The organism is Pseudomonas sp. MM227 (assembly GCF_947090715.1).
GTDB classification, from domain to species: Bacteria; Pseudomonadota; Gammaproteobacteria; order Pseudomonadales; family Pseudomonadaceae; genus Aquipseudomonas; species Aquipseudomonas baltica.
This window is the reverse complement of the sequence record NZ_OX352319.1, coordinates 1,831,433-1,852,576: the sequence shown is the minus strand read 5'-3', so window position 1 is coordinate 1,852,576 and position 21,144 is coordinate 1,831,433. Positions and strand designations below refer to the sequence as shown.

At 60.7% G+C, this 21,144-nt stretch carries 22 protein-coding genes; 15 read left to right on the top strand and 7 right to left on the bottom strand.

The window, feature by feature from the left end:
* Positions 1 to 10: 10 nt before the first annotated feature.
* Both ONG87_RS08495 and ONG87_RS08490 read right to left on the bottom strand, forming a co-directional pair.
* On the bottom strand, positions 11 to 694 hold the full coding sequence (locus ONG87_RS08495; RefSeq protein ID WP_264382646.1) for a response regulator transcription factor: 684 nt from the start codon (positions 692 to 694) through the stop codon (positions 11 to 13).
* 48 nt (positions 695 to 742) lie between these two features.
* Positions 743 to 2,410, bottom strand: a complete 1,668-nt coding sequence (locus ONG87_RS08490) for a phosphoethanolamine transferase (RefSeq protein ID WP_264382645.1) — start codon at positions 2,408 to 2,410, stop codon at positions 743 to 745.
* A 348-nt stretch (positions 2,411 to 2,758) separates the two neighbouring features.
* Between ONG87_RS08490 and ONG87_RS08485 the strand changes: the two genes are divergently transcribed.
* From ONG87_RS08485 to ONG87_RS08455, 7 genes are all read left to right on the top strand, one after another.
* On the top strand, positions 2,759 to 3,511 hold the full coding sequence (locus ONG87_RS08485) for a phosphatase PAP2 family protein (protein ID WP_264382644.1): 753 nt from the start codon (positions 2,759 to 2,761) through the stop codon (positions 3,509 to 3,511).
* Positions 3,508 to 3,882 (top strand): hypothetical protein, encoded by a 375-nt coding sequence (locus ONG87_RS08480; RefSeq protein ID WP_264382643.1) that lies wholly within the window; start codon positions 3,508 to 3,510, stop codon positions 3,880 to 3,882. Before ONG87_RS08485 ends, ONG87_RS08480 begins: the two co-directional genes overlap by 4 nt.
* 141 nt (positions 3,883 to 4,023) lie before the next feature.
* Positions 4,024 to 4,482 (top strand): thiol-disulfide oxidoreductase DCC family protein, encoded by a 459-nt coding sequence (locus ONG87_RS08475; RefSeq protein WP_264382642.1) that lies wholly within the window; start codon positions 4,024 to 4,026, stop codon positions 4,480 to 4,482.
* A gap of 145 nt (positions 4,483 to 4,627) precedes the next feature.
* Positions 4,628 to 4,960 carry a type II toxin-antitoxin system HigB family toxin gene (locus tag ONG87_RS08470; RefSeq protein ID WP_264382641.1) on the top strand — a complete coding sequence of 111 codons (333 nt, stop codon included), beginning with the start codon at positions 4,628 to 4,630 and terminating at the stop codon, positions 4,958 to 4,960.
* The gene (locus ONG87_RS08465; protein ID WP_264382640.1) at positions 4,957 to 5,436 is read left to right on the top strand and encodes a type II toxin-antitoxin system HigA family antitoxin; all 480 of its coding nucleotides are present in this window, start codon (positions 4,957 to 4,959) and stop codon (positions 5,434 to 5,436) included. The genes ONG87_RS08470 and ONG87_RS08465 overlap by 4 nt, the downstream gene beginning before the upstream one ends.
* Before the next feature lie 173 nt (positions 5,437 to 5,609).
* A complete protein-coding gene (locus ONG87_RS08460; RefSeq protein ID WP_264382639.1) occupies positions 5,610 to 6,794 on the top strand; it encodes a DUF2252 domain-containing protein in 1,185 nt (394 codons plus the stop codon).
* Positions 6,795 to 6,861: 67 nt separating this feature from the next.
* Positions 6,862 to 7,485, top strand: a complete 624-nt coding sequence (locus ONG87_RS08455) for an FMN-dependent NADH-azoreductase (RefSeq protein WP_122478628.1) — start codon at positions 6,862 to 6,864, stop codon at positions 7,483 to 7,485.
* 80 nt (positions 7,486 to 7,565) lie between these two features.
* Here the strand turns inward: ONG87_RS08455 and ONG87_RS08450 are convergent, their stop codons facing one another.
* Entirely contained in the window at positions 7,566 to 9,590 is a 2,025-nt protein-coding gene (locus tag ONG87_RS08450) for a methyl-accepting chemotaxis protein (RefSeq protein ID WP_264382638.1), read from the bottom strand.
* Positions 9,591 to 9,946: 356 nt separating this feature from the next.
* On the opposite strand from ONG87_RS08450, the gene ONG87_RS08445 reads away from it, so the two are divergent.
* Positions 9,947 to 10,915, top strand: coding sequence for an LLM class oxidoreductase (locus ONG87_RS08445; RefSeq protein WP_122478631.1), 969 nt, complete (start codon positions 9,947 to 9,949; stop codon positions 10,913 to 10,915).
* 20 nt (positions 10,916 to 10,935) lie between these two features.
* Here the strand turns inward: ONG87_RS08445 and ONG87_RS08440 are convergent, their stop codons facing one another.
* Both ONG87_RS08440 and ONG87_RS08435 read right to left on the bottom strand, forming a co-directional pair.
* A complete protein-coding gene (locus ONG87_RS08440) occupies positions 10,936 to 11,997 on the bottom strand; it encodes a diguanylate cyclase (RefSeq protein WP_264382637.1) in 1,062 nt (353 codons plus the stop codon).
* A 183-nt stretch (positions 11,998 to 12,180) separates the two neighbouring features.
* Positions 12,181 to 12,606 (bottom strand): cupin domain-containing protein, encoded by a 426-nt coding sequence (locus ONG87_RS08435; protein WP_264382636.1) that lies wholly within the window; start codon positions 12,604 to 12,606, stop codon positions 12,181 to 12,183.
* 171 nt (positions 12,607 to 12,777) lie between these two features.
* On the opposite strand from ONG87_RS08435, the gene ONG87_RS08430 reads away from it, so the two are divergent.
* From ONG87_RS08430 to ONG87_RS08410, 5 genes are all read left to right on the top strand, one after another.
* Positions 12,778 to 13,674, top strand: coding sequence for a LysR family transcriptional regulator (locus ONG87_RS08430; RefSeq protein ID WP_264382635.1), 897 nt, complete (start codon positions 12,778 to 12,780; stop codon positions 13,672 to 13,674).
* A gap of 164 nt (positions 13,675 to 13,838) precedes the next feature.
* Positions 13,839 to 14,954, top strand: a complete 1,116-nt coding sequence (locus ONG87_RS08425) for an SMP-30/gluconolactonase/LRE family protein (RefSeq protein ID WP_122478637.1) — start codon at positions 13,839 to 13,841, stop codon at positions 14,952 to 14,954.
* A 107-nt stretch (positions 14,955 to 15,061) separates the two neighbouring features.
* Complete coding sequence (locus ONG87_RS08420; RefSeq protein ID WP_264382634.1) at positions 15,062 to 16,024, top strand: DMT family transporter; 963 nt, start codon at positions 15,062 to 15,064, stop codon at positions 16,022 to 16,024.
* A gap of 90 nt (positions 16,025 to 16,114) precedes the next feature.
* Positions 16,115 to 17,239 (top strand): alkene reductase, encoded by a 1,125-nt coding sequence (locus ONG87_RS08415; protein ID WP_264382633.1) that lies wholly within the window; start codon positions 16,115 to 16,117, stop codon positions 17,237 to 17,239.
* Positions 17,240 to 17,294: 55 nt separating this feature from the next.
* On the top strand, positions 17,295 to 17,624 hold the full coding sequence (locus ONG87_RS08410) for a helix-turn-helix transcriptional regulator (RefSeq protein WP_122478642.1): 330 nt from the start codon (positions 17,295 to 17,297) through the stop codon (positions 17,622 to 17,624).
* Between the two features lie 13 nt (positions 17,625 to 17,637).
* Here the strand turns inward: ONG87_RS08410 and ONG87_RS08405 are convergent, their stop codons facing one another.
* Positions 17,638 to 18,051, bottom strand: a complete 414-nt coding sequence (locus ONG87_RS08405) for a helix-turn-helix domain-containing protein (RefSeq protein ID WP_192136601.1) — start codon at positions 18,049 to 18,051, stop codon at positions 17,638 to 17,640.
* A gap of 85 nt (positions 18,052 to 18,136) precedes the next feature.
* Between ONG87_RS08405 and ONG87_RS08400 the strand changes: the two genes are divergently transcribed.
* Positions 18,137 to 18,991: an SDR family oxidoreductase gene (locus ONG87_RS08400; protein ID WP_264382632.1), complete on the top strand. Its 855-nt coding sequence runs from the start codon at positions 18,137 to 18,139 to the stop codon at positions 18,989 to 18,991.
* Positions 18,992 to 19,055: 64 nt separating this feature from the next.
* On the opposite strand, the gene ONG87_RS08395 is transcribed toward ONG87_RS08400, so the two are convergent.
* Complete coding sequence (locus ONG87_RS08395) at positions 19,056 to 20,261, bottom strand: MFS transporter (RefSeq protein WP_264382631.1); 1,206 nt, start codon at positions 20,259 to 20,261, stop codon at positions 19,056 to 19,058.
* Between the two features lie 112 nt (positions 20,262 to 20,373).
* On the opposite strand from ONG87_RS08395, the gene ONG87_RS08390 reads away from it, so the two are divergent.
* On the top strand, positions 20,374 to 21,042 hold the full coding sequence (locus tag ONG87_RS08390; RefSeq protein WP_122478648.1) for a TetR/AcrR family transcriptional regulator: 669 nt from the start codon (positions 20,374 to 20,376) through the stop codon (positions 21,040 to 21,042).
* Positions 21,043 to 21,144 lie beyond the last annotated feature (102 nt).

Here is a 21,144-nt window from a genome sequence, read left to right as displayed (position 1 = left end):
TAGGCCGGGGTCAGTGCCGTTCGATCGGCGCCTGAAGCTTGTAGCCCATGCTGTGCACGGTGTGCAGCAGGGGTACATCGAAGGTTTTGTCGATGGTTCTGCGCAACATGTAGATGCCCGTTCGCAGGCTGTCGGAGTCGTGCGTTTCCTGGCCCCACAGTGCCAGTTCGAACTCGCGACGCTTCACTATCGCGGGGCTTTTGCGCATCAGCAGCTCCAGCAGCACGAGGGTGGTGGGGTTGAGTTTGAGCAGCCTGCCCGCCCGCTTCACCTCAAGCGAATCCAGGTCGAAGGTCAGGTCATAGACCTGGAGCACGTTCTTCCGAACGCCTGTCGATCGTCGACTCACCGTCTCCACGCGAGCAAACAGTTCGGACAACGCGAAGGGCTTGATGATGTAGTCGTCGGCACCGACGCTGAAGCCGGTCAAGCGGTCTTCCAATTCGTCACGTGCAGTGAGCATCAGGATGGGCGTGTTCTGCCTGGAGACCGAGCGCAGCTTGTGGCAGACCCGATTGCCGTCCATGCCGGGCAGCATCACATCCAGAATGATGGCGTCGAAGTTGCCGGTCATCGCCAGGTGCAGCCCAGTGACGCCATCCAGCGCCCCGGTAACTTCACAGCCCTTGAGCGTGAAATACTCGGAGATGTTGGCGAGGATATCGGCGTGATCTTCGATAACCAGTATGCGCATGGAACCCTCTTTGTGATGTCAGGCGGAACAACGGAAAAGGTCACCCGCTCAGCGGCCGGCCGCCAGTTGTTTCGCCGCGTCAGCCGCATGCCCGTTGATCCCCCTGCAACTGGCGAACATATCCAACCCGGTGTCGTAGACACGGGTCTGCACATGCAGCAAGCCTAGCACCGAGTGAAACAGATTGTCCTGGCTCAGCGGTTCATGACGCGTCTGCTGCAGACAGCGGCTGTCGACCGTGAGCGCGCGCTGATAACTTTCGGAAAGCCATACCAGCAGCGGCACGTGTTTCTGCTGATCGGGGGCAAGCATGTAAGGCGTGCCATGCAGGAACAGGTTGTACTCGCCCAGCGACTCGCCATGATCCGACAGATAGATCATTGCGGTGGCCAGATGATCCTGGTTGCTGCGCAGTACATCGATGAGCCGAGCCAGCACGTGATCGGTGTACAGCAAGGTGTTGTCATAGCCGTTGACGATACTCTCTCTGCTGCACGCATCCAGCGCATTGCTCTTGCACACCGGCGTGAATTTCTCGAACGCCTTGGGGTAACGCTTGAAATATTCGGGCCCGTGGCTGCCCATCTGGTGCAATACCAGAACGGTATCTTTGCTCAAATGGTCAATGAAGGCCTGCAGACCTTGCAGCAGAATTTCGTCCCCGCACTCGTTGTCCGCGCACAATGCGGGATCTCTGTCATGGCTGACGTCCAGAAAAGTGACCCGGTCGCACGTCCCCTTGCAGCCAGACTGGTTGTCCCACCACACCACATCCAGCCCCGCGCGTTTGAGCACGTCCAGCAAGCCTTCCTGGTTTTTCGCAATGTCCGCCTTGTACTGCTTGCGGCCCATGTTGGAGAACATGCATGGCACAGAGACAGCCGTTTCGGTGCCGCAGGAGTGCATGTCGGTAAAGGCCACCAGCCCTTGTTCCTGAGCAAGTTGCGGCGTGGTCTCGCGCTCGTAACCCAGGATGCCGAAGTTCTCGGCGCGCGCACTTTCCCCTACCACCAGTACCGTCAGTGACTTGGGCGCATTGCTGGCCACGTTGACGGCTCGCACGGCGTCTTCGCCGATGGCCCGGAATGGCTGTCGTGCCGTGGACACTTGTTCGCGTACATAGGCGATCGAGGCACCAATGTAATTGCTCGGCACCACCATCAGGCGCAACTCGTGATGATTGCGCAACAGTGACGACAGCCCCTGATAGTCCACCAGCGCGACCACGGCAATGACCGCCGCAGAGCCCGCGCCGACCAGTGCCTTGCTGACCAACTGGCGATGCACTTTGCGGTAGGCGATGGGCGTTTTCCACAACAGCACCGACGGCAATACGCCCAACAGCAAAACATAGACCCAGAGCATCGGAGACAACAAGCCTTGTACTTCGGTGATATTGGTTTCCACCAGATTGCGAAGCATGCCAACGTCCATGAGCACACCGTAGTGACTCATGAAGTAGGTGACACTAGCACTGGTAAGAAACAGCACCGTCAATACCGGTTTGAATATGATTGGAAACGCCACTATCGTCAGGACGATATTGAACACGCCCAACAGCATGATGGCAAAAGCAAGGGCAAGTTGTGTTCCAGCGCCCCCCTCCCCGGTAATTGCAGCCAGATGCTGCCAGAGGGGCACATTGAATACCACCAGCAGAAAGACACTGGCAAGCACCGTCGCGGTTTCCGGGCGTACAGGTTTGAGTTTGAACATGGGAGTCTGCCGTCGGGCAAAGAAGCGAGCCGTGCGCCGTGCTACGGTTGTCGATGGCGCGGACTCTAGACGCGGATAATTCAAATTTTCGTGAAAGATTCGCGAGGAAAAGCTCGTCGCGAGTCCGTTTCAAGGCATGCGCTGGAACACAGCAATGCGATCGCTTCCTGCAGCCGAGGCGAGCACTACTTTCCACGTATTTTTCACAGTTCGTTCACTTCGTTCTGAACGGCGCAAACTTATCGTCGCTCGTAACGCAAGCGGCCGATGGATCATTGATGACAGGCCGCCGTCGTTACTTCCCCACGTAACTTTCACCTGTTCTTCATCATTGGATCGGAGCCTGTCATGGCTATCGCATTACCTGTCGCTGCGTCCCGGCATTTTGACTTTCGATTGGCGCTGGGCATTCCGCTCGTGCTGATGGCAACGATGCTGTGGCTGTATCCACCCGCCTTCGACTTCGCCCTGGCGCAGATCTTCTACGTGCCGGGGGTTGGCTTCATCGGACGCCAGAGCTACTGGCTGGAAAACATTCTGCATGATCGCGCCAAGCAGGCGGTGATCGCCTTTGCCGTACTTGCACTTGCAGGTTTCGTGGCGAGTCTGTGGGCCACGCGCCTGCGCCAATGGCGTCGACCACTGGGGTATGTGGTGCTGGCGATGGCGCTGACTACGTCGGTGGTGACGCCGCTCAAAGTGCTGACAGCCGTGCATTGCCCCTGGAGCCTGAAAGAGTTCGGCGGCCAGGAAACCTATACACCGTTGCTCAGCCCCCGCGCCGCAACGGAAAAGCCTGGTCTGTGCTGGCCCGGCGGCCATGCGTCGAGCGGCTTCTCGTTGCTCGCCCTGTTCTTTTTCTGCCGCGATCGTCGCCCACGCACTGCGCGAATCGCACTGGCGGTGGCGCTGATGCTGGGATCGGTCTTTTCGCTGGGGCGAATGGCGCAAGGTGCGCACTTCCTTTCGCACAACATCTGGACGCTGCTGATCGATTGGGTCATTTGCGTGCTGTGTTATCGCTGGATTCTCTACCGCCCCTCGACACAGCCTTCACCTGTGTCGACTGCGGCCCTGGTGCCCGACGGGTACCGGCGATGAACGCCCTGTGGAGACCTGGTAGACGAACTGGGGTGCTGCTGAGCCTAGCCTTATCGGCAGTAGTGTTGAGCGCCTGCCAAACGACCCGGGAGCGGCTATTGGCCGAGGGCTACCCTGCCCCCTTCGCCAGCGGCTTCGAGGACGGCTGCGGCAGTGGTCGGCACGCCGCGCAAGCCTTGGGCGAATTTCGCAAGAACGTGCCTGTCTACCTTTCGGATCGTCAATACGCCACCGGCTGGGACGACGGCTTCCGGCAATGCCAAGCCAGCGCCGTCGCCGACTTCCAACGGCATGTCGGCATCGACAGCAAGGAAGACCGCGATTGGCGGCATGCCAGGGATCAGGGGTGGGGCAAGGCGCTTGGGCGCTGATCGAACGCGCTTTTGCGCGAAACAATCTGCGCGCTAACGAAAAAAAACGAGTGAAAGGGAGAACCGGGTGTCTATTCCAATCAAGCACACCTCGCTCGATTTCAGACATTTCATTCGCACACCCACCCAGGACACTCATCGATGCACGACAGCATAAAGTGGCCGCTGACCCTCTACTTCGACGGTGACTGCCCCCTCTGCGCCCACGAAATCAAGGTTCTGAGGGCGCGTGCCTTGCCCGAACGCCTGCATTTCACCGATATCAGCGATCCGGCGTTCGACGCTCAATCCTTGGGCTTCACCCGGGCGCACATGGAATCGTTGCTTCATGCCCGGTTCAGCGATGGAACATGGGTCACCGGCCTGGACGCGACACTCTGGAGCTGGCGCGCCGCAGGCCTTGGCCTCTGGGCCGCGCCGTTGTCCTGGCGGTGGGCCAGGCCGCTGTTCAACGTTGGCTATCGGCTGTTCTGCCGCTGGCGTCCGCATCTGGCCTGGCTGCCCCACCCGGACGGCAGTGCTCGCTGCAGGAACGGCAGTTGTGCAGTTCCCGAAGCGAACAGTGCTGGGCAAAAGCGGCCACGGTCCGGGCCGCGTTGAGAGCAGTTCCGACTTGGCTCGTCATAGAATTGATGGCTGACATGCAAATGCTTGGGGCCCTAGCTCGCACATCACTGCTACGGCCAGCTTGAAGTTGCCAAAAATGACAACTGGCGTATCATGATGATAAACGCCAGGAAGACATATGGATGTTCTGAAGAAGGATCGATTTGACGACGCATGCCGTAGGCACCCTACCTGCGCCACTGCCCTCAAAGCCTGCTATCGAATTCTGTGTGCATTGGAACCCAGCTGTTACAACGATCTGGCAGACCTGTTTGGGAGCCGGTTGGATCTACTCAAGCCCCGGGCACAGGTGGGGTGGGTTGTGATCGATATCGGCGGCAACAAATTGAGATTGATCGCAGGCGTCAATTACAAGCGGCAAAAGCTGTACGTCAAACACATCTATACCCATGCTGAATATGACGCTGCAAATAACTGGTATGCCAGAAACAACCAAGGGGCGAAACCATGACCACCGTACTTCAAGATCCTCAAAGCATCCGTGCTGCCTTGGAAAGCCTTCAAGTATTGGTTGAGCAGCTACGTGAGTCGTTCGTTGGCGGCATCCATAGCCCCGCCGAATACGCGCGTGCGTCTGCGCTGCTCGACGAGCTGACTGATGGCCATACCCTGAACAAGTATGAAGAGCAGGTACTGGTCGAGCTCGAGGATGCGCTTCTTAATTACGAGCGTGATTCGCAGCAGTTCGAGGCCATCAACGCCCATTTGAAACCCACCAGCACTGCCGTGCAGCTGTTGCGTGACTTCATGGAGATGCTGGGGCTTACCGGTTCGGATTTGCCCGAAATTGGCGATAAGCATGTGGTGTCCAAGGTGCTGGCCGGGACGCGCCCCATCAGCCACAAGATGGCCTATGCGCTAGCACAGCGCTTCCATACCAAGCCAGATGTATTCATCGAGGAACCCAAGCCCACGTGTATTGGATGAACCCTGCACCCATCTGCGCCGGTGGCCCGCTACCTGCCGGCATCGAACAGTTCAGCGCCTGCCAAAGCCATATGCACTTCTCGTCGTGTTTTTGCCCGGATAAAAAACTAGAAACATTTTGAAACATGCACCTCGGATAACCACTCCATAGTCTTTCCCCCAAAGACTATTCCATGAAAACGCCCCGTCCTGCCGCACGCCTGGAACCCCTCGAGCAACTGCGCAATTTGAAGATGGCCCGATCCGCGCATGCCTATGTGCGCGGCAGCACCGTGCAATTCTATGAATGGCTGCAGTCCCAGTCCGGTCGGCGCTTGCCCAGTGGGCCGCCGGTGTGGATCTGTGGCGACTGTCACGCCGGCAACCTCGGGCCGACCGGCGATTTGAAGGGTCGCATCGACATCCATATCCGCGACCTGGACCAGACGGTGATCGGCAACCCTGTCCACGACCTGGTCCGGCTCGGCTTGTCGCTGGCGACCGCCGCTCGCGGCTCGGACCTGCCCGGCGTGGCCACCGCGCGCATGCTCGAAGAGATGATGGTGGGCTACGAGCAAGCCTTCGAGAACAACCAGGAAGAACAGCCGCAGCGTCCCGCGCAGGTCAAGGCTGGCATGCGCAGCGCTGTGCAGCGTACGTGGAAGCATCTGGCGCAGGAACGCATCGAAGACATGCGTCCGACGATTCCGTTGGGCAAGCATTTCTGGGCGCTCTCCAAAACCGAGCGCAGCGCCATCAAGACCTTGTGCGCCACCGACGAGATCCATGCCCTGGTCACGTCCCTCAAGGGCCGCTCGGGGAGTGACAGTGTCGAGTTGCTGGATTCGGCTTATTGGGTCAAGGGTTGCAGCTCCCTGGGCCTCAAGCGCTATGCCGTGCTGCTCGGCGTGGGCGACGACGATGACCAGGAACTGTGTCTCCTGGACGTCAAGGAAGCGGTCGCTGCCGCAGCACCGCGCACGGTTCGCGTAGGCATGCCGCGCGATAACGGCCGGCGCGTGGTCGAAGGCGCCCGGCATCTGTCTCCGGGCCTAGGCAATCGGATGCTGGCCACGCGGATGCTCGACCATGGCTTCTTCATTCGTGAACTGCTGCCCCAGGACATGAAGCTTGAGCTCGACCAGTTGAGCGAAACCGAAGCCATGCGCGCGGCGAGTTACCTGGCCAGGGTCGTGGGTGCTGCTCACGCACGGCAGATGGACCTTTCGACCAGGGCTGACTGGATGCGCGAGCTACAGACCAATCGCTCGAACACGCTGGACGCGCCGTCCTGGCTGTGGTCCAGCGTGGTTCATCTGGTGGGCAGTCATGAGCAAGGGTACCTGGAGCACTGCCGAAGGTACGCTTTGCAGAATTGAACATCGGCGCTCGCGCACAGGACTAAATCGAAACCCCGCGCAGCTGCGCCACATAGGAAACCCCTGTATGCATATTCTTCACATTGCCAGCTCTCCGCGTGGCGAGCGTTCCGCCTCGCTGAAACTGGCCGCACGCTACCTCGAAACCGTCGCTTCGCATCAGCCTGACGCCACCGTCGACGTGCTGGATGTGTGGACCACCGATCTGCTGCCTTTCGACGGTCCTGCGTTGAATGCCAAGTACGCCGACCTCGAAGGCGTGGAAATGACTCCCGAACAGGCAGCCGTGTGGAAACAGATCCACGCGTTGGGCGAGCGCTTCCATCGCGCCGATGTGATTGTCTTCAGTGTGCCGATGTGGAATTTCGGTGTGCCCTACCGTCTCAAGCACCTGATCGACTCGGTGTCACAGCGCGGCGTGCTGTTCGATTTCGATGAACAGGGCATGTGCGGCCTGCTCAAGGGCAAGAAGGTGGTGGTGCTAGCCACCCGCGGGGTGGTGCTGGGCGAGGACTATCCCACCGAGGATTACGACCATCAGGTTGCATTCCTCAGGACCTGGGCACGGATGGTGGGCATTCCAGCCATCGACACGGTGGAGTCGGAAGCGACGCTGGGCGATGCCGCAACGGCCGAGGCCAGCTTTAATGCCGCTCTGGATGCGGCCACCAAGCTGGCTGCATCCCTGTAGCGCTGCGACCGTCAGCGCCGATAGACCACAGCGCGCCGATCTGCCCCTGGGCACTGATCGGCGCTCCCCGGCGCGCCTTCCTATAGCTTGAACCGCGCCACCACGGTGCGCAGCTCGGTTGCAAGCAGTGATAGCTCTTCTGCAGTCACGGCGTTGTCTTCGATACCTTCCATCAACGCCAGGCTGCCATTGCGAATCTCGGTCACGTTGCGGTTGATGTCCTCCGACACGGCGTGCTGCTGAACGGCCGCGCTGGCGATCTGGGTGTTCATGCCGACGATCTGCTCGACGCCATCGCTGATGGCATCCAGGCTGGTCGAGGCCGCATCGGCGGACTGCAGGCATTCCTGGGCGCGCTGCTTTCCAGCCTTCATCTGCTCGACGGCAGCAGCGGTAGCCAATTGCAGTTCCTGAATGATCCGGCGGATCTCTTCGGTGGAGTTTTGCGTACGCGATGCCAGGGTCCTCACTTCGTCGGCGACCACCGCGAAGCCGCGGCCCTGCTCACCCGCGCGGGCGGCTTCGATGGCCGCGTTCAAGGCCAGCAGGTTGGTCTGGTCGGCAATGTTGCGGATCACTTCGATGACCCCGCCGATCTGCTGGCTGTGCTGGGCAAGCGCCGAGACCTTCTGCGCGCTGCGCTCCACTTCGTCGGCCAGGGCCTCGATGGTGACCTTGGTTTCGTGCATCTGCGCCAGCCCGGCATGGGACGACTGGCTGGCCTGTTCGGCGGCGTGGGCGGCACCTTCGGTGTTCTGCGCGACGTCGGCAACGCTGGTGGTCATTTCGTTGATGGCCGTGGCCACCTGCTCGGTTTCGCTTTGCTGGGTATTCATCGAGCGTTTGGCGCGGTCGATGGATACACCCATGCGCGTGGCGGCATCGGACACCGACTGCGAGCTGCGCTCGACCTGAGCCAGCGAGCCACTGAAGGCCTGCACCATATGGTTCAGGCTGTTGCCCACGTCGGCCATTTCATCCTTGCCGCGGACCTGGACGCGCGTGCTCAGGTCGCCCTGGGCAATGAGCTGGGTGGCCAACAGGACATCCTGAATGGTACGGCGCATGGCGCTGTAGATGCCGCAGAACACGTAGACCAGCAGCAGGCCGACGAGCGCGAACATGCCAATGATGAACTGGCGCTGAGCATTCTTTTCCTCGACACGATGCTCCAGCCGGTTCAGCAACTCCTCCTGCAAAGTGTCCTGGGCCTTGTACAACTCAGCCACCACTGCATTGCCCTTGGCGGGTACGTTCTGCACGTTGCCCAGTGTATCGCTGGTAGAGGACGTCACTGCCTCGAGGTCCGCACGGAAGCCCTCAAGGCTTGCGAAAGCGCTGCTGATGGGTGCCTGGATCCGATCGGCGAGCGCAGGCTCACGGCGACGCAGCAAGGCCAGGCTTTGCTGCAGTTCCTTGTGGATCAGCAGTTCGTTCTTGAGCATCGACTTGATCACGCCGCGCGTAGCCGGGCTCAACACCTGCCCTTCACGCAGGCCGCTGGCGAGCCCACGCAGTTGCCCGACGATGTTGATCTGGCGGGGCAGGCGCAAGGTGCTCTGGTCGATCATGAACAGCGATGCGTAATCCTCATCCAGCACCATCCCCGACGTGGCCGACACGTAGTAGACAAAATTCAACGTCTCGGTGAGTTGGTCGTTCCACGCGTCGAACACGCCGCTCTGGTCGGCGCCCGGCTTGGCCTGCGCCATCAACCGCGTGGCTGCTGCGTGCAGATCCTGGACGCGGTCACCGGTTTCCAGCGGCTCGTTGAACTGGCGGTCAGTGGCGGCCAGTTTCGAAAATGCATCCTCCAGCTTCGCCTGGTTGGCCAGTACATCGGCTTGCGCAGTCGAATCACCGCTGAGCAGGCGATTGCTCAGGGCGCGCTGCATCATGGACAAGCGCAGGATGGGCGTGACGTCCAGCAGGTAACGCTGGCCTGCCTGCTCCGAACGGATGACCGCAAGGCTTTCGTTGATTTGAACGATGAAACGGGTGCCCAGCAGCGCCAGGGGGATCAGAACGATGATTGCCAGTACCGCAAACTTCGTCGGAAAGCGTAATCGGTTGGCCAGTGCTACGGCAGGAGCAAGGATGTTCATGAGGTTCTCACAGCCCGAAATGGGAAGGTTCGTAATGGGTCTTGGGGTGAGAACGGTCCATTTCTCGGACGCCTGAGCTCTGCGTGGCCCATGAGGCTGATCGCAATCATTCTGCGGTCAAACGTCCCTATCGGTAGAAACCCCAATAACTTTACAAAAAGTTGTACATATTTTTATTTATGTAAAGGTTTTGAACTTTTTAGGCTGGGTAATGTCTTTCTGGCATCATTGCATCCTGGGTCGATTTCCACCCTAGATTGGGGAAAGTAATTCATCACAGTCCATCCGAAAGGTCCGAAAAAGGCATCCACCCTGGCGTTAAACTGGTGATATCTCTTGGATCTTGGGCAGGCACTATGAATCCGGAAAAACCTCTACACGATCTGGCTGGCCACGACGCGTTCAGCCGCACCTTCCAACAGGGTCAATTGACCATTGGTTTCATTTCCCCGGCCAGTGGCTACCCCGACAGCCCCTTTCCAGGCCTGTCGGACCAGGCCGAGATCGTGCAAAGCCTGGATCGCAGTGACGCTGCAGCCTTGTGGCTGCGCGATGTACCCTTCTACGACCCGTCGTTCGGCGACACCGGCCAGGTGCTGGACCCGCTGGTGTACGCCGGCTGGCTGGCCGCGCTCACTCAACGGATCGCAATCGGCACGGCCGGGTTCGTCACGCCCCTGCGCGAGCCGGTCATCACCGCCAAGCAGATCACCACCGCCGACCAACTGTTGGGCGGCCGTTTTCTGGCCGGCATGGCGTCCGGTGACCGGCCCACCGAGTACCCCGCCTTCGGGGTCGACTTCGCCACGCGCGTGGAGCGCTATCGCGAAGCGGTGGCCTTGATCAAGACCCTGACCTCGGTATCCTTCCCGCGTTTGAAAACCGAACACTTCGGCCATCTGCGCGGCGACATCGACCTGGTGCCCAAGCCTGCGGCGTCACGCATCCCCATCATCGCCATTGGCCGTGCCGGCCAGAGCCTGGAGTGGCTGGGCGAACACGTCGACGCCTGGATCTGGCATGGCGATGCCCAGCGTATGTCGGAGGTGGTGCCGCACTGGCGTGAAGTGACCGCGTCGCGTGGTTTCGTACCGTTCGGCTATGGCGCGATGTTCGACCTGGATACCGATGCCAACGCACCGTTGCAGACCGGTCGAGTGCTGCGCGGCGGCCGTCATGCCCTCAAGGCCTTCTTCGCGCGCCAACGCGATGCCGGCGTCAACCATGTTGCCTTGAACCTCAAGCCAACACGTCGCCCGGCGCTGGAAGTGATCGCGGAGCTGCAGGAGTATGTGCTTCCCGAGTTTGCGGTGGGGGCCGAGTAGGTACGACCCCGCAGCAGCCATCAGCCCTCAACGCTGGCCGGCCACGGCTGCACACAAAGCCGATTCTTGCCACTGCGCTTGGCCCGGTACAGTGCTTCGTCCGTGGCCTTTATCCAATCACGTTCGCTGGCATATTCATGGGAGTAAGGCACCAGGCCAATGCTCAGGGTCACTTCTACGGGCACGGTCAGGTCAGCCCAGTCGGCGAATCGTTGGCGAATATCGTCCAACTGCCGGGTCGCTTCCGCGACGCTGACATCGAACAGCAGCAAACAGAACTCGTCGCCGCCGTAGCGTCCCGGTACTGCAGAGGTCCCCAGCCCTGAACGCAGCAGGTTGGCCAGGCGGCCGATGATGGCATCGCCCACCAGATGACCGTGCTCATCGTTGATGCGCTTGAAGTTATCGATGTCTATCAAGGCCAGCATCGCCGTCACCTCGCCCCTCCTGCAGCGAGGAAAGATTTCGTCCAGCTTTTCCCTCCACGAAGCGTGATGGAGCAGGCGGGTCATGCCGTCCAGTTTACTGATGAGCTTGAAGGCCTTCTTGTGCACTGCCAGTTGCACCGAAACGCCGTAGCTGGCGCGGGCCACGATCAGCGGGTAGATGATCAGCATCGGCAGACAGGCCAGTTGCTGCAGCGCCGTGGTCGCCATCGACAACTCGAACCTATTCAGGCTCAGCGCCATAAGCACACCCACAACCTGCAGCGCAACGCTGGCCCGTAACAGGCGCCAACCGCCTGCGGCCATCGCGTTCATGGCGACCATGGCAAGCAGCAGCACCGACGGCAGCAGGTTGAACGCCATCAGCCCTGCCCAGCCGCCGGCGAACAGGGCGTCCAGCATGAGGTTGCGCTGTTCGGCAGCGAAGGGATCCGAGGCATTGCGTGCGAGCAGGTACGCACCGGTTGGCCAGGCCACGAGGTTGGCCAACATCGCTGCCCATACCCACGTGGGCGTGCCGGGCTGATCCAGCAACACTGCACCGATGAAGAGCGCACTGAGCAGGCACCCTATCGAGCGCGGCCCGTAGATACGGCGCGCGAAACTTCTCCCCAACTCCTGGCGACTGAGCGGCATACCAAGGCTCCCCGCCTTTGCTATCGATGTGCCCTGTCAGAGCAAAGACGTGCCGCTGTCCGGTGGTCGACTGAGCGTCGAACGGCATGGCACTTTGGCATCGATTTTATAGCAAGTCGGGTTTGCAGTCAGCAGCCGTTCGGTGCACGGGCGATTGTTGCCAATGCACGCTGGACATTGGCCTCACTGCGCCTGGCCGTACTCCGCATCGCTGACCTGCTCCAGCCAATCCACCACCTTGCCGTCCAGTGCCTCGGCAATGGCGATATGGCTCATGCCAGTATCGGGCCGCGCGCCGTGCCAGTGTTTGACCTGGGGAGGAATCCACACGGTATCACCGGGGCGAATCAGCAGGCGGGCCTGGCCCTCCTGCTGCACGTAGCCGGCGCCTGCGGTGACGATCAGCGTCTGGCCCAGCGGATGGGTGTGCCAGGCGGTACGCGCGCCGGGCTCGAAAGTGACCGTGGCGCCGCCGATGCGAGCGCCGTCGGTGCCTTTGAATGGGGCATCGACCCGAACCTTGCCGGTAAAGTACTCGGCGGGCCCGACCGCGGACGGCTGCGAGCCTGCGGGCGTTACGGTGACATTGAGGGAGTGAGTGCCATTCATGGGCTGGGCTCCTTTGCTTTCAAACGTTAACAAGGACAATGAGAGCGCGGCGGCTGCGAGTGATTTCACCAAGAATCTTCCTGTGCTTTGCCGAAGAACTCCAATCTACCCGTTAGATGTCCGTCTGATTAGCCACTATAATCAGCATGGATAAATGAACTGGACTCATGAATGCTTCGCGACAATGCCAACGATCTTCTTGCCTTCCTCGCGGTTGCCAAGGAGCGCAGCTTTACCAAGGCCGCCGGCAAGCTTGGCGTTTCGCAGTCTGCGCTCAGCCACACAGTGCGAGCCCTGGAAGCGCGCCTGGGCTTGCGACTGCTGACGCGCACGACCCGCAGCGTATCCCCCACCGAGGCTGGCCAGCGATTGATCAGCACGGTTGGCCCCAGTTTCGCCGATATCGAAGTTGCGCTGGCGGCACTCAGCGAACTGCGCGACCGTCCCGCCGGCAACATCCGCATCAATGCCGTGGACCATGCCCTGGAGCTGGTTCTGCGCCCAGTGCTGAAAACCTTTCTGCCCAAGTACCCCGACATCTCCATCGAAGTCTGTTGCGACTACAACTTCGTCGACATCGCGGCCCAGGGCTTCGACGCCGGCGTGAGACTGGGCGAGGCTGTCGCCGATGGCATGATCGCCACGCGCATCGGTCCCGACATGCGCATGCTCGTGGTGGGTTCACCGGCCTACTTCGCCGGACGCGAGCGCCCGGTCACACCGCGCTGCCTGCCCAACCATCTGTGCAACAACCTGCGCCTGCCCACTCACGGCGGACTGTATGCGTGGGAGTTCGAAAAGGACGATGAAACCCTCAACGTGCGGGTGTCTGGACAGGTCATCTACAACGGCGCGTACCAACTGCTCGACGCCGCCCTGGACGGGTTCGGCTTGAGCTTCGTTCCAGACGACATGGCTGCGCCCTACATTGCCAGCGGGCAACTGCAGGTCGTACTCGAAGACTGGTGCCCCTGGCACCCGGGGTACCACTTGTATTACCCAAGCCGCAGGCAAGCGTCGCCGGCGTTTGCGTTGCTGGTCGAGGCGTTGCGGTATCGGGTGGATTGATGCTGCAGGGTGCGGGTATTCGTGGATTTCTCGCTCGCTCAACATCGGATATGAGGCGAGGCTGCACCGGCGCACTACCGGCATAGTCCATCCGTACTTGTACGATGTCTTATCACGCGGTATTACTGCATCTCCAAAAAAAACAAGATCACGGAGATCGCTACATGGACTCAACCTTGTCCGCCTTGCCTGAACGCCCTGCTCAAGGCAACACCCGCCGCAGCTTCCTGCATAAGTCCCTCGCCGTCTCTGCCTCGCTGGCGACAATGGGCGCCGCCGCCCTGCCCCAACTGTCGGATGCCGCCGAACCACTGAGCTCGCGCTACCCCGACCCGTTGGTTCACGCCCTCGACGATAGCTTCATGGCGTTGCGTGTGTTCAACGCCAGCGTGGAAAAGCTCGCCACCGGTATGCGGTGGGCAGAAGGCCCGGTCTGGGTGGGCGATGGCCGCTACTTGCTGGTCAGTGACATTCCCAATAATCGCATCATGCGCTGGGACGAAGTCACCGAGGGCTTCTCGGTGTACCGCGAGCACGCCAACTTTTCCAATGGCATGTGTCGCGATCGCCAAGGGCGTTTGCTGGTCTGCGAAGGGTCGACCACCACTGCCGAGGGTCGCCGGGTCACGCGCACCGAATACAACGGAACGCTCACCGTGCTGGCCGACAGCTACGATGGCAAGCCCTTCAACTCGCCCAACGATATCGTCTGTAGAAGCGACGGCTCGATCTGGTTCACCGACCCGCCCTTTCAGACCCACAACAACTACGAAGGCCACAAGGTCACGCCGGTTCAACCCCATGGCGTTTACCGCATCGACGGCGACAGTGGCAAGGTCACTCGGGTCATCGACAACCTCGATGGCCCCAACGGCCTGTGCTTCTCCCCCGATGAAAAAACCCTGTACGTCGTCGAAGGCCGGGCCAAACCCAACCGCCTGGTCTGGGCCATTGCGGTCAAGGACGACGGCACCCTTGGCGAGCGCCGCAAGCATATCGAGGGGCTCGACTACGCCGCCATCGACGGAATCGAATGTGATGAAGAAGGCAACCTGTGGTGCGGCTGGGGCGGCAATGGCGATCCCAAGGCCGACCTGGAAAAACTGGACGGCGTGCGCGTGTTCAACCCCCAAGGCAAGGCGATCGGACACATTTCGCTGCCAGAACGCTGCGCAAACCTGTGCTTTGGCGGACGGGAAGGCAACCGACTGTTCATGGCCAGCAGTCATTCGATCTACTCGCTGTTCGTGAACACGCGTGGGACGACGTTCACCTCGTAGCAATCGGGCTGGTCTCGCTACAGGCTCCCCAGTAGCCAAACCCTCCCCAGCCGCACAGACAGGCATGTGCGGCGACGCCCTTCCTTCTATCCTTTGACGAGCCACCCATGAACGCATCCGCCACGCGTCCCGTGTCGCAGTTTCTTTCCGACCCCAGAACCGTATTGCTTTTGGCTACCCTGTGTTGTGCCCTTTGGGGCAGCTCTTACCCGGCGATCAAGAACGGCTACGAGTTGCTGCAGATTGCCCCGAACGACGTGCCATCCAAGCTGATTTTCGCAGGTTATCGTTTCCTCCTGGCCGGCCTGTGCCTGTTGCTGCTGGCGGTCATGATGGGCAAGCCTGTCTTGCGCCTGAGCCCACGCACATTTGGCCAGGTGGCCCTGCTGGGTCTGGTGCAAACGGGGCTGCAATACGTGTTCTTCTACATTGGCCTGGCCTACACGACGGGCGTCCGCGCGTCGATTCTGAATGCCACCACCACCTTCTTCAGCGTGCTGCTGGCGCACTTCGTCTACCACAACGACAAACTGTCCACGCGCAAGAGCGTGGGCTGCCTGCTCGGATTTGCCGGTGTATTGACGGTGAACGCCGGCGCGGGTCCGCTCGATGCCTTGCCGTCCGTGCACGGGGAGGGCTTCATCGTGATCGCCGCTTTCGTGCTGTCGGCGGCGTCCATCTATGGCAAATATGTCTCCCACCGTATGGATGCCATGGTGATGACGGGTTGGCAGCTGGCCGTTGGTGGCCTGGCATTGCTTGTGGGCGGGTACGCGACCGGCGGAACCCTGGGTCACATGACAGCCACGTCGACCCTGCTACTCATCTACCTGGCCCTGCTGTCAGCGGTGGCGTTCACGCTGTGGAGCCTGCTCCTCAAATACAACCCCGTCGGCAGGGTCAGTGTGTTCGCATTCCTGGTGCCGGTGTTCGGGGCCGGGCTGTCGGCGATGTTCCTCGGCGAGAGCATTTTCGAATGGAAGAACCTGGCAGCCCTGGTGCTGGTGTGTGTCGGTATCGCGCTGGTCACGCGCGCGCAGGTGCCTGGGGTTGCATCCAAGGCGAGCTAGCGCGTGCTTCTCATGGATATCGATACGCATCACATAAACGCATTCGAATGTGTTAATGTGAAGTTACTCTCGTTGTCCTACGGAACTGAAATGATCGACTCCAGCCTGTTCACCTCCCTCACACTCGGTGGCCTGACCCTCAAGAACCGGATTGCCCTGCCCCCGCTCACGCGGTCCAGAAGTACCCAGCCCGGGGACGTGCCCAATGCCTTGATGAGCGACTATTACCGGCAACGCGCCAGCGCCGGGTTCATGATCACCGAGGGCACCCAGATAGAGCCGCGTGGCCAGGGCTATGCCTGGACGCCAGGCATCTACAGCCAGGAACAGATCGCTGGCTGGCAGCAGGTCACCCGCGCCGTCCATGAACAAGGCGGAGTGATTTTCTGTCAGCTCTGGCATGTCGGGCGCGTGTCTCATGACAGCCTGCAACCTGACAACCAGCCCCCCGTCGCCCCCTCCGCCATTCGCGCAACGGCCGTGAAGGTCTTCATCGAAACCGGTCCTGACGCCGGTGCGCTGGCCGATCCGAGCATGCCCAGGGCCCTGGAAACTGCGGAGGTCCAGGCGCTGGTCGAGTTGTATCGCGTCGCGGCAGTCAACGCCAGGGAAGCGGGGTTCGACGGCGTCGAACTGCATTCAGCCAATGGCTATCTGCTCAATCAGTTCATCTCGGAACACACCAACCTTCGCACCGACGAATACGGAGGTTCGCTGGACAATCGCCTGCGCTTCTTGCGCGAGGTGACCGAAGCGGTGATCTCGGTGTTCGGCAGCGAGCGTGTCGGCGTACGTTTTGCGCCGCTGTTCGAGACAACCGCTGAGGAACGCGTCTACCTGGGCCTGGTAGAAAGCGACCCGCAGGCTACCTACATCCAGGCAGCGGCCATGTTGAATGAGCTGGGTATCGGTTACCTGTCCATTGCCGAGGCCGACTGGGACAACGCCCCGGAACTGCCCGAGTCGTTTCGCAAGGCGCTGCGCGAGACGTTCACCCGGCCGATCATGTACTCGGGTTGCTACACCCAGGAAAAGGCCGAGCGCGTGCTTGCCAACGGCCATGGCGACCTGTTCGGTTTCGGCCGCACGTTCATCGCCAACCCCGATCTGCCGAAGCGATTCGAACGGGGCCTGCCGCTCAATCCCGTCGACTACGCCACTCTTTACGGCGGCGGTGAGACAGGTTACGTCGACTATCCCTTCGCGACGCCCTAAAATAGCCACTCCTCGGTGGGATAAATCCCGCCGGTCAAAAGGGTCAGGCAGCGAAATGACGGCATTGAACGAGGCACTCAAGGTTCTATCCAGCCCCACGCGACGGGCCGTTCTGACCTGGCTCAAGGACCCGCATCGCTCGTTCGAAGGCTACAGCCAGCTGTACGATTTCAGCGTGCATGGCGTCTGTGCCAGCCTGATCCAGGACAAAGCCGGCCTCTCGCAGCCGGCCACCTCGATCTGCCTCAAGGCCTTGCTCGACCAAGGGTTCGTCGAGGCCAGCAAGGTTGGCAAGTGGACCTACTACCGGCGCAATGAGGAACGACTCAGAGAGGCGATGTCAGGCTTGCTGACCGAGCTTGAGGTCGACACCCAGGGCTCATAGGGCCTGCCCGAAGTCATGCCTGGCCTTCATCACCCGGTTCGTGCGCCCTTCTGAATGCCAGGATTGCAGACAGGTTGTCCTCGATCCAATCAACGACGATCTCCAGTTTCGCAGCCGCCGCCGCCCCCAGTGGTGTCAGGCTGTACTCGACATACGGTGGCACCACTGGCCGGGCCACGCGCAGCACCAGTCCATCCCCTTCCAGCCGTTGCAGCGTATGGGCGAGCATCTTTTCGCTGACGCCGCCGATCTTGCGCCGCAGTTCGCTGAATCGATGCGTACCTTCCAGCAAGACCACCATCACCAGAACGCCCCATCGACTGGTCATGTGCTGGAGGATTTCCCGAGACGGGCAGTCGGCTTGCAGCACTTCACCGCGGCGGACTTTCTCGGAGAACGTATGGGAAGCGGATTCGAGATCAACCATTGCACTTACCTTTATGTACGTACTTACTTTTCGTAAGCTTATATTCTAGCATCGGACGTTCTCAAACTCGGACGAAGGTGCTTTCATGATTGCTATCACCGGTGCAAATGGCCAACTGGGCCGTCTGGTTCTCGACGCGCTGCTGAAAACCATCGATCCTGCCGAGCTGATCGCGCTGGTACGCGACCCGGCAAAGGCAGCCGATCTGCGCGCCAAAGGCATCGAGATCCGAGCGGCGGATTACAACAAGCCTGAAACCCTGGCCAGCGCGTTGAAAGGTGTTGACCGCCTGTTGCTGATCTCCTCCAGCGAGGTGGGACAGCGCCGTGCACAACACCGCGCCGTTATCGCCGCCGCGCAGGCAGAAGGCGTGGCATTGTTGGCCTACACCAGCTTGCTGCACGCAGACACATCGACATTGGGATTGGCAGCGGAGCATCGCGATACTGAACAGGCACTGGCCGAATCCGGTTTGAGCCATGTGCTTTTGCGAAATGGCTGGTACAACGAGAACTACACCGCCAGCGTCGCATCGGCTGTCGAGCATGGCGCGATCCTGGGCAGCGCAAAGCAAGGTCGAATCTCCTCGGCGGCTCGGGCGGACTACGCCGAGGCCGCCGCGAGTGTGCTGACCCAAGACGGCCAGGCCGGCAAGATCTACGAACTGGCCGGCGACGACAGCTACACCTTGACTGAGTTGGCCGCAGAAGTGGCGCAGCAATCGGGTAAGGCGGTTGCCTATAACGACTTGCCGCAGGCGCAGTACAAAGAGGCCCTCGTCAGCATTGGATTACCCGATGAATTGGCGGTAATGCTGGCTAACTCGGATGCAGCAGCAGCCAAGGGCGATCTGTACGACGGCAGCCGGCAGTTGAGCCAACTGTTGGGACGCCCCACGACACCGATTGCACAGTCCGTCAGCGCTGCCTTGAAGCCCTGAGCTCGAAGGGCCGAGTCACGGGGGCGTTCCAGGCGCGGCGCCCCCTGCTCGCCCAGCCCGTGCATCAGTGACCACTGACCATCTGGCCAGACGCCCTGGTTCCTCCAACGAAGCCATGCACCCGAGCCTGCGCGGCGATGCCCAGACTGATCAATACCAGCACCAGCAACACCCAGGGAAAGCAACTCACGCCCCAGTGGCCCAGCAACACGCCACCCAGTAACCCGCCGCCCGCTATCGCACTGTTCCACACCACGACATTCATCGACAGCGCGACGTCTGCGCCTCTGCCTGCCGAGTCGGCCAGCGCTGTTTGCAACAGCGTCGCGGCACCACCGAAGGTCAGGCCCCAGATCGCAACGCCGACATAGATGGCCAACGCCGACGCCGAGAACACGCCGAGAAAGACCGCGACCGCCGCAAAGGTGGCCAAACTGACCAGGACTGTTCTTCGTAGATGATCTTCGACCAGCCGTCCCGTGACCCAGATGCCCACCAGCGCTGCCACACCAAAGGCCAGCAGGACCAGATCCACGTCATTCGCCAGCCCGGCCTTGGAAACGAAAGGTGCGACATAGGTATAGAGAATGTTGTGCGCCAGCATCCAGGTGAACACCACGCCCAGCACCGGTCGCACGCCCGGTGTGGAAAAGACCTCGCGCAACGCCATCCGCTGCGAGGACGAATGCCCCGGGTAGTCGGGCACTTTTATCAGCACCCAGACGATCAATACCAAGGTCATTCCAGACATCAATCCGAAGGCCATACGCCAACCCATGAAACCGCCCAGCCAGGTCCCCAGTGGCACGCCCAGCGACAAGGCAATCGGCGTTCCGATCATCGCCACCGCCAGCGCACGGCCCTGCAGTCGCGGTACCACCATGCGTCGAGCGTAGCCAGCGATCAAACTCCAGGCCAGCCCCGCGGAGACGCCCGCGAAAAATCTGGCCACCAGGGTCAGCTCATAGTTGGAAGACCATGCAGTGATGGAGTTGAACAACAGAAACCCTACGATCGTCATCAACAGCACCGTTCTGCGTCGCCAGCTTTGGGTGGCGATGGTCAGCGGAATGGCCGCCAGCAGCGAACCCAATGCATAGACGGTGACCATCTGCCCTGCCAGTGATGGCGAGACGTCCAGGCCGCTGCTGATCTGCGGCAGCAATCCGGCCGGCAATGTCTCGGTGACGATGCAGATGAAACCGGTCATCGCCAAAGCCAGCAATGCGCCAAGCGGAAGCTTTTCGCTGTGTCGCTCATGTGTAGTCATGCCTGTCCCCTTCGATTTATATACTGATCGGTATAAATGTAAGGCGATAGCGTCAAGTGGTCAACGACTTATGTATCGGTTAGTATTCAAGTCTTGCAGAAGGAGACTCGACATGGCACAGATGGGACGCCCGCGTACGTTCGACCGTGATGTCGCAATCACCCAAGCGATGCATCTGTTCTGGGAGCATGGCTACGACGCCACCTCGCTGAGCCAGCTCAAGGCCAGAATCGGGGGCGGCATCAGTGCGCCCAGTTTCTACGCCGCTTTTGGCTCCAAGCAGGCGCTGTTCCATGAGGTGATCGAGCGTTATCTCGACACCCATGGTCGAGTCACCGAAAGCCTGTTCGATACGACCCTTCCGCCGCGCAAGGCGATCGAGCTCACCCTGCGCCGCTCGGCGAAAATGCAATGCGAGCCCGGTCATCCCAGAGGGTGCCTGGTCGCGTTGGGCCTCATGAGCGCATGTTCCGAGGAAAGCAAGGCGATATCCGAGCCATTGGCGCGTACGAGAAACGTGAACCGGGCCGGTCTGGTGGCGTGTGTCGAGCGAGCCGTCAGCACTGGCGAACTAACGAAGACGGTGGTCCCCGAGGTGCTCGCCACCACGTTCGACAGTTTCATGCTTGGCTTGTCGACCCTGGCGCGCGACGGTGTGCCGGCTGCCAGGCTGGACACCGCGGTCGATCAGATAATGGCGCTGTGGGATAGCCTGAATGCGAGCATTGGCCGTGAGTGCGGCGTTATCGCTGACGAGCCTGGCGAACGGAAATCCGACTGAACGGCGACATGCCAAGTTTCGGGCATGGCACCTGGAAGCCAGCGTCACAACGCAAACTACATCATCACGAAATATATCTTGCGCACTAAATATTAGCGCGAT

Excerpts from the sequence above, each read along its gene's own strand:
- ONG87_RS08470 (WP_264382641.1), top strand. The coding sequence starts at position 4,628 with ATGGATGTTCTGAAGAAGGATCGATTTGACGACGCATGCCGTAGGCAC.
- ONG87_RS08485 (WP_264382644.1), top strand. The coding sequence starts at position 2,759 with ATGGCTATCGCATTACCTGTCGCTGCGTCCCGGCATTTTGACTTTCGA.
- ONG87_RS08410 (WP_122478642.1), top strand. The coding sequence starts at position 17,295 with ATGACGGCATTGAACGAGGCACTCAAGGTTCTATCCAGCCCCACGCGA.
- ONG87_RS08480 (WP_264382643.1), top strand. The coding sequence starts at position 3,508 with ATGAACGCCCTGTGGAGACCTGGTAGACGAACTGGGGTGCTGCTGAGC.
- ONG87_RS08445 (WP_122478631.1), top strand. The coding sequence starts at position 9,947 with ATGAATCCGGAAAAACCTCTACACGATCTGGCTGGCCACGACGCGTTC.
- ONG87_RS08475 (WP_264382642.1), top strand. The coding sequence starts at position 4,024 with ATGCACGACAGCATAAAGTGGCCGCTGACCCTCTACTTCGACGGTGAC.
- ONG87_RS08490 (WP_264382645.1), bottom strand. The coding sequence starts at position 2,410 with ATGTTCAAACTCAAACCTGTACGCCCGGAAACCGCGACGGTGCTTGCC.
- ONG87_RS08455 (WP_122478628.1), top strand. The coding sequence starts at position 6,862 with ATGCATATTCTTCACATTGCCAGCTCTCCGCGTGGCGAGCGTTCCGCC.
- ONG87_RS08395 (WP_264382631.1), bottom strand. The coding sequence starts at position 20,261 with ATGACTACACATGAGCGACACAGCGAAAAGCTTCCGCTTGGCGCATTG.
- ONG87_RS08450 (WP_264382638.1), bottom strand. The coding sequence starts at position 9,590 with ATGAACATCCTTGCTCCTGCCGTAGCACTGGCCAACCGATTACGCTTT.
- ONG87_RS08460 (WP_264382639.1), top strand. The coding sequence starts at position 5,610 with ATGAAAACGCCCCGTCCTGCCGCACGCCTGGAACCCCTCGAGCAACTG.
- ONG87_RS08440 (WP_264382637.1), bottom strand. The coding sequence starts at position 11,997 with ATGCCGCTCAGTCGCCAGGAGTTGGGGAGAAGTTTCGCGCGCCGTATC.
- ONG87_RS08425 (WP_122478637.1), top strand. The coding sequence starts at position 13,839 with ATGGACTCAACCTTGTCCGCCTTGCCTGAACGCCCTGCTCAAGGCAAC.
- ONG87_RS08420 (WP_264382634.1), top strand. The coding sequence starts at position 15,062 with ATGAACGCATCCGCCACGCGTCCCGTGTCGCAGTTTCTTTCCGACCCC.
- ONG87_RS08495 (WP_264382646.1), bottom strand. The coding sequence starts at position 694 with ATGCGCATACTGGTTATCGAAGATCACGCCGATATCCTCGCCAACATC.
- ONG87_RS08465 (WP_264382640.1), top strand. The coding sequence starts at position 4,957 with ATGACCACCGTACTTCAAGATCCTCAAAGCATCCGTGCTGCCTTGGAA.
- ONG87_RS08435 (WP_264382636.1), bottom strand. The coding sequence starts at position 12,606 with ATGAATGGCACTCACTCCCTCAATGTCACCGTAACGCCCGCAGGCTCG.
- ONG87_RS08400 (WP_264382632.1), top strand. The coding sequence starts at position 18,137 with ATGATTGCTATCACCGGTGCAAATGGCCAACTGGGCCGTCTGGTTCTC.
- ONG87_RS08415 (WP_264382633.1), top strand. The coding sequence starts at position 16,115 with ATGATCGACTCCAGCCTGTTCACCTCCCTCACACTCGGTGGCCTGACC.
- ONG87_RS08390 (WP_122478648.1), top strand. The coding sequence starts at position 20,374 with ATGGCACAGATGGGACGCCCGCGTACGTTCGACCGTGATGTCGCAATC.
- ONG87_RS08430 (WP_264382635.1), top strand. The coding sequence starts at position 12,778 with ATGCTTCGCGACAATGCCAACGATCTTCTTGCCTTCCTCGCGGTTGCC.
- ONG87_RS08405 (WP_192136601.1), bottom strand. The coding sequence starts at position 18,051 with ATGGTTGATCTCGAATCCGCTTCCCATACGTTCTCCGAGAAAGTCCGC.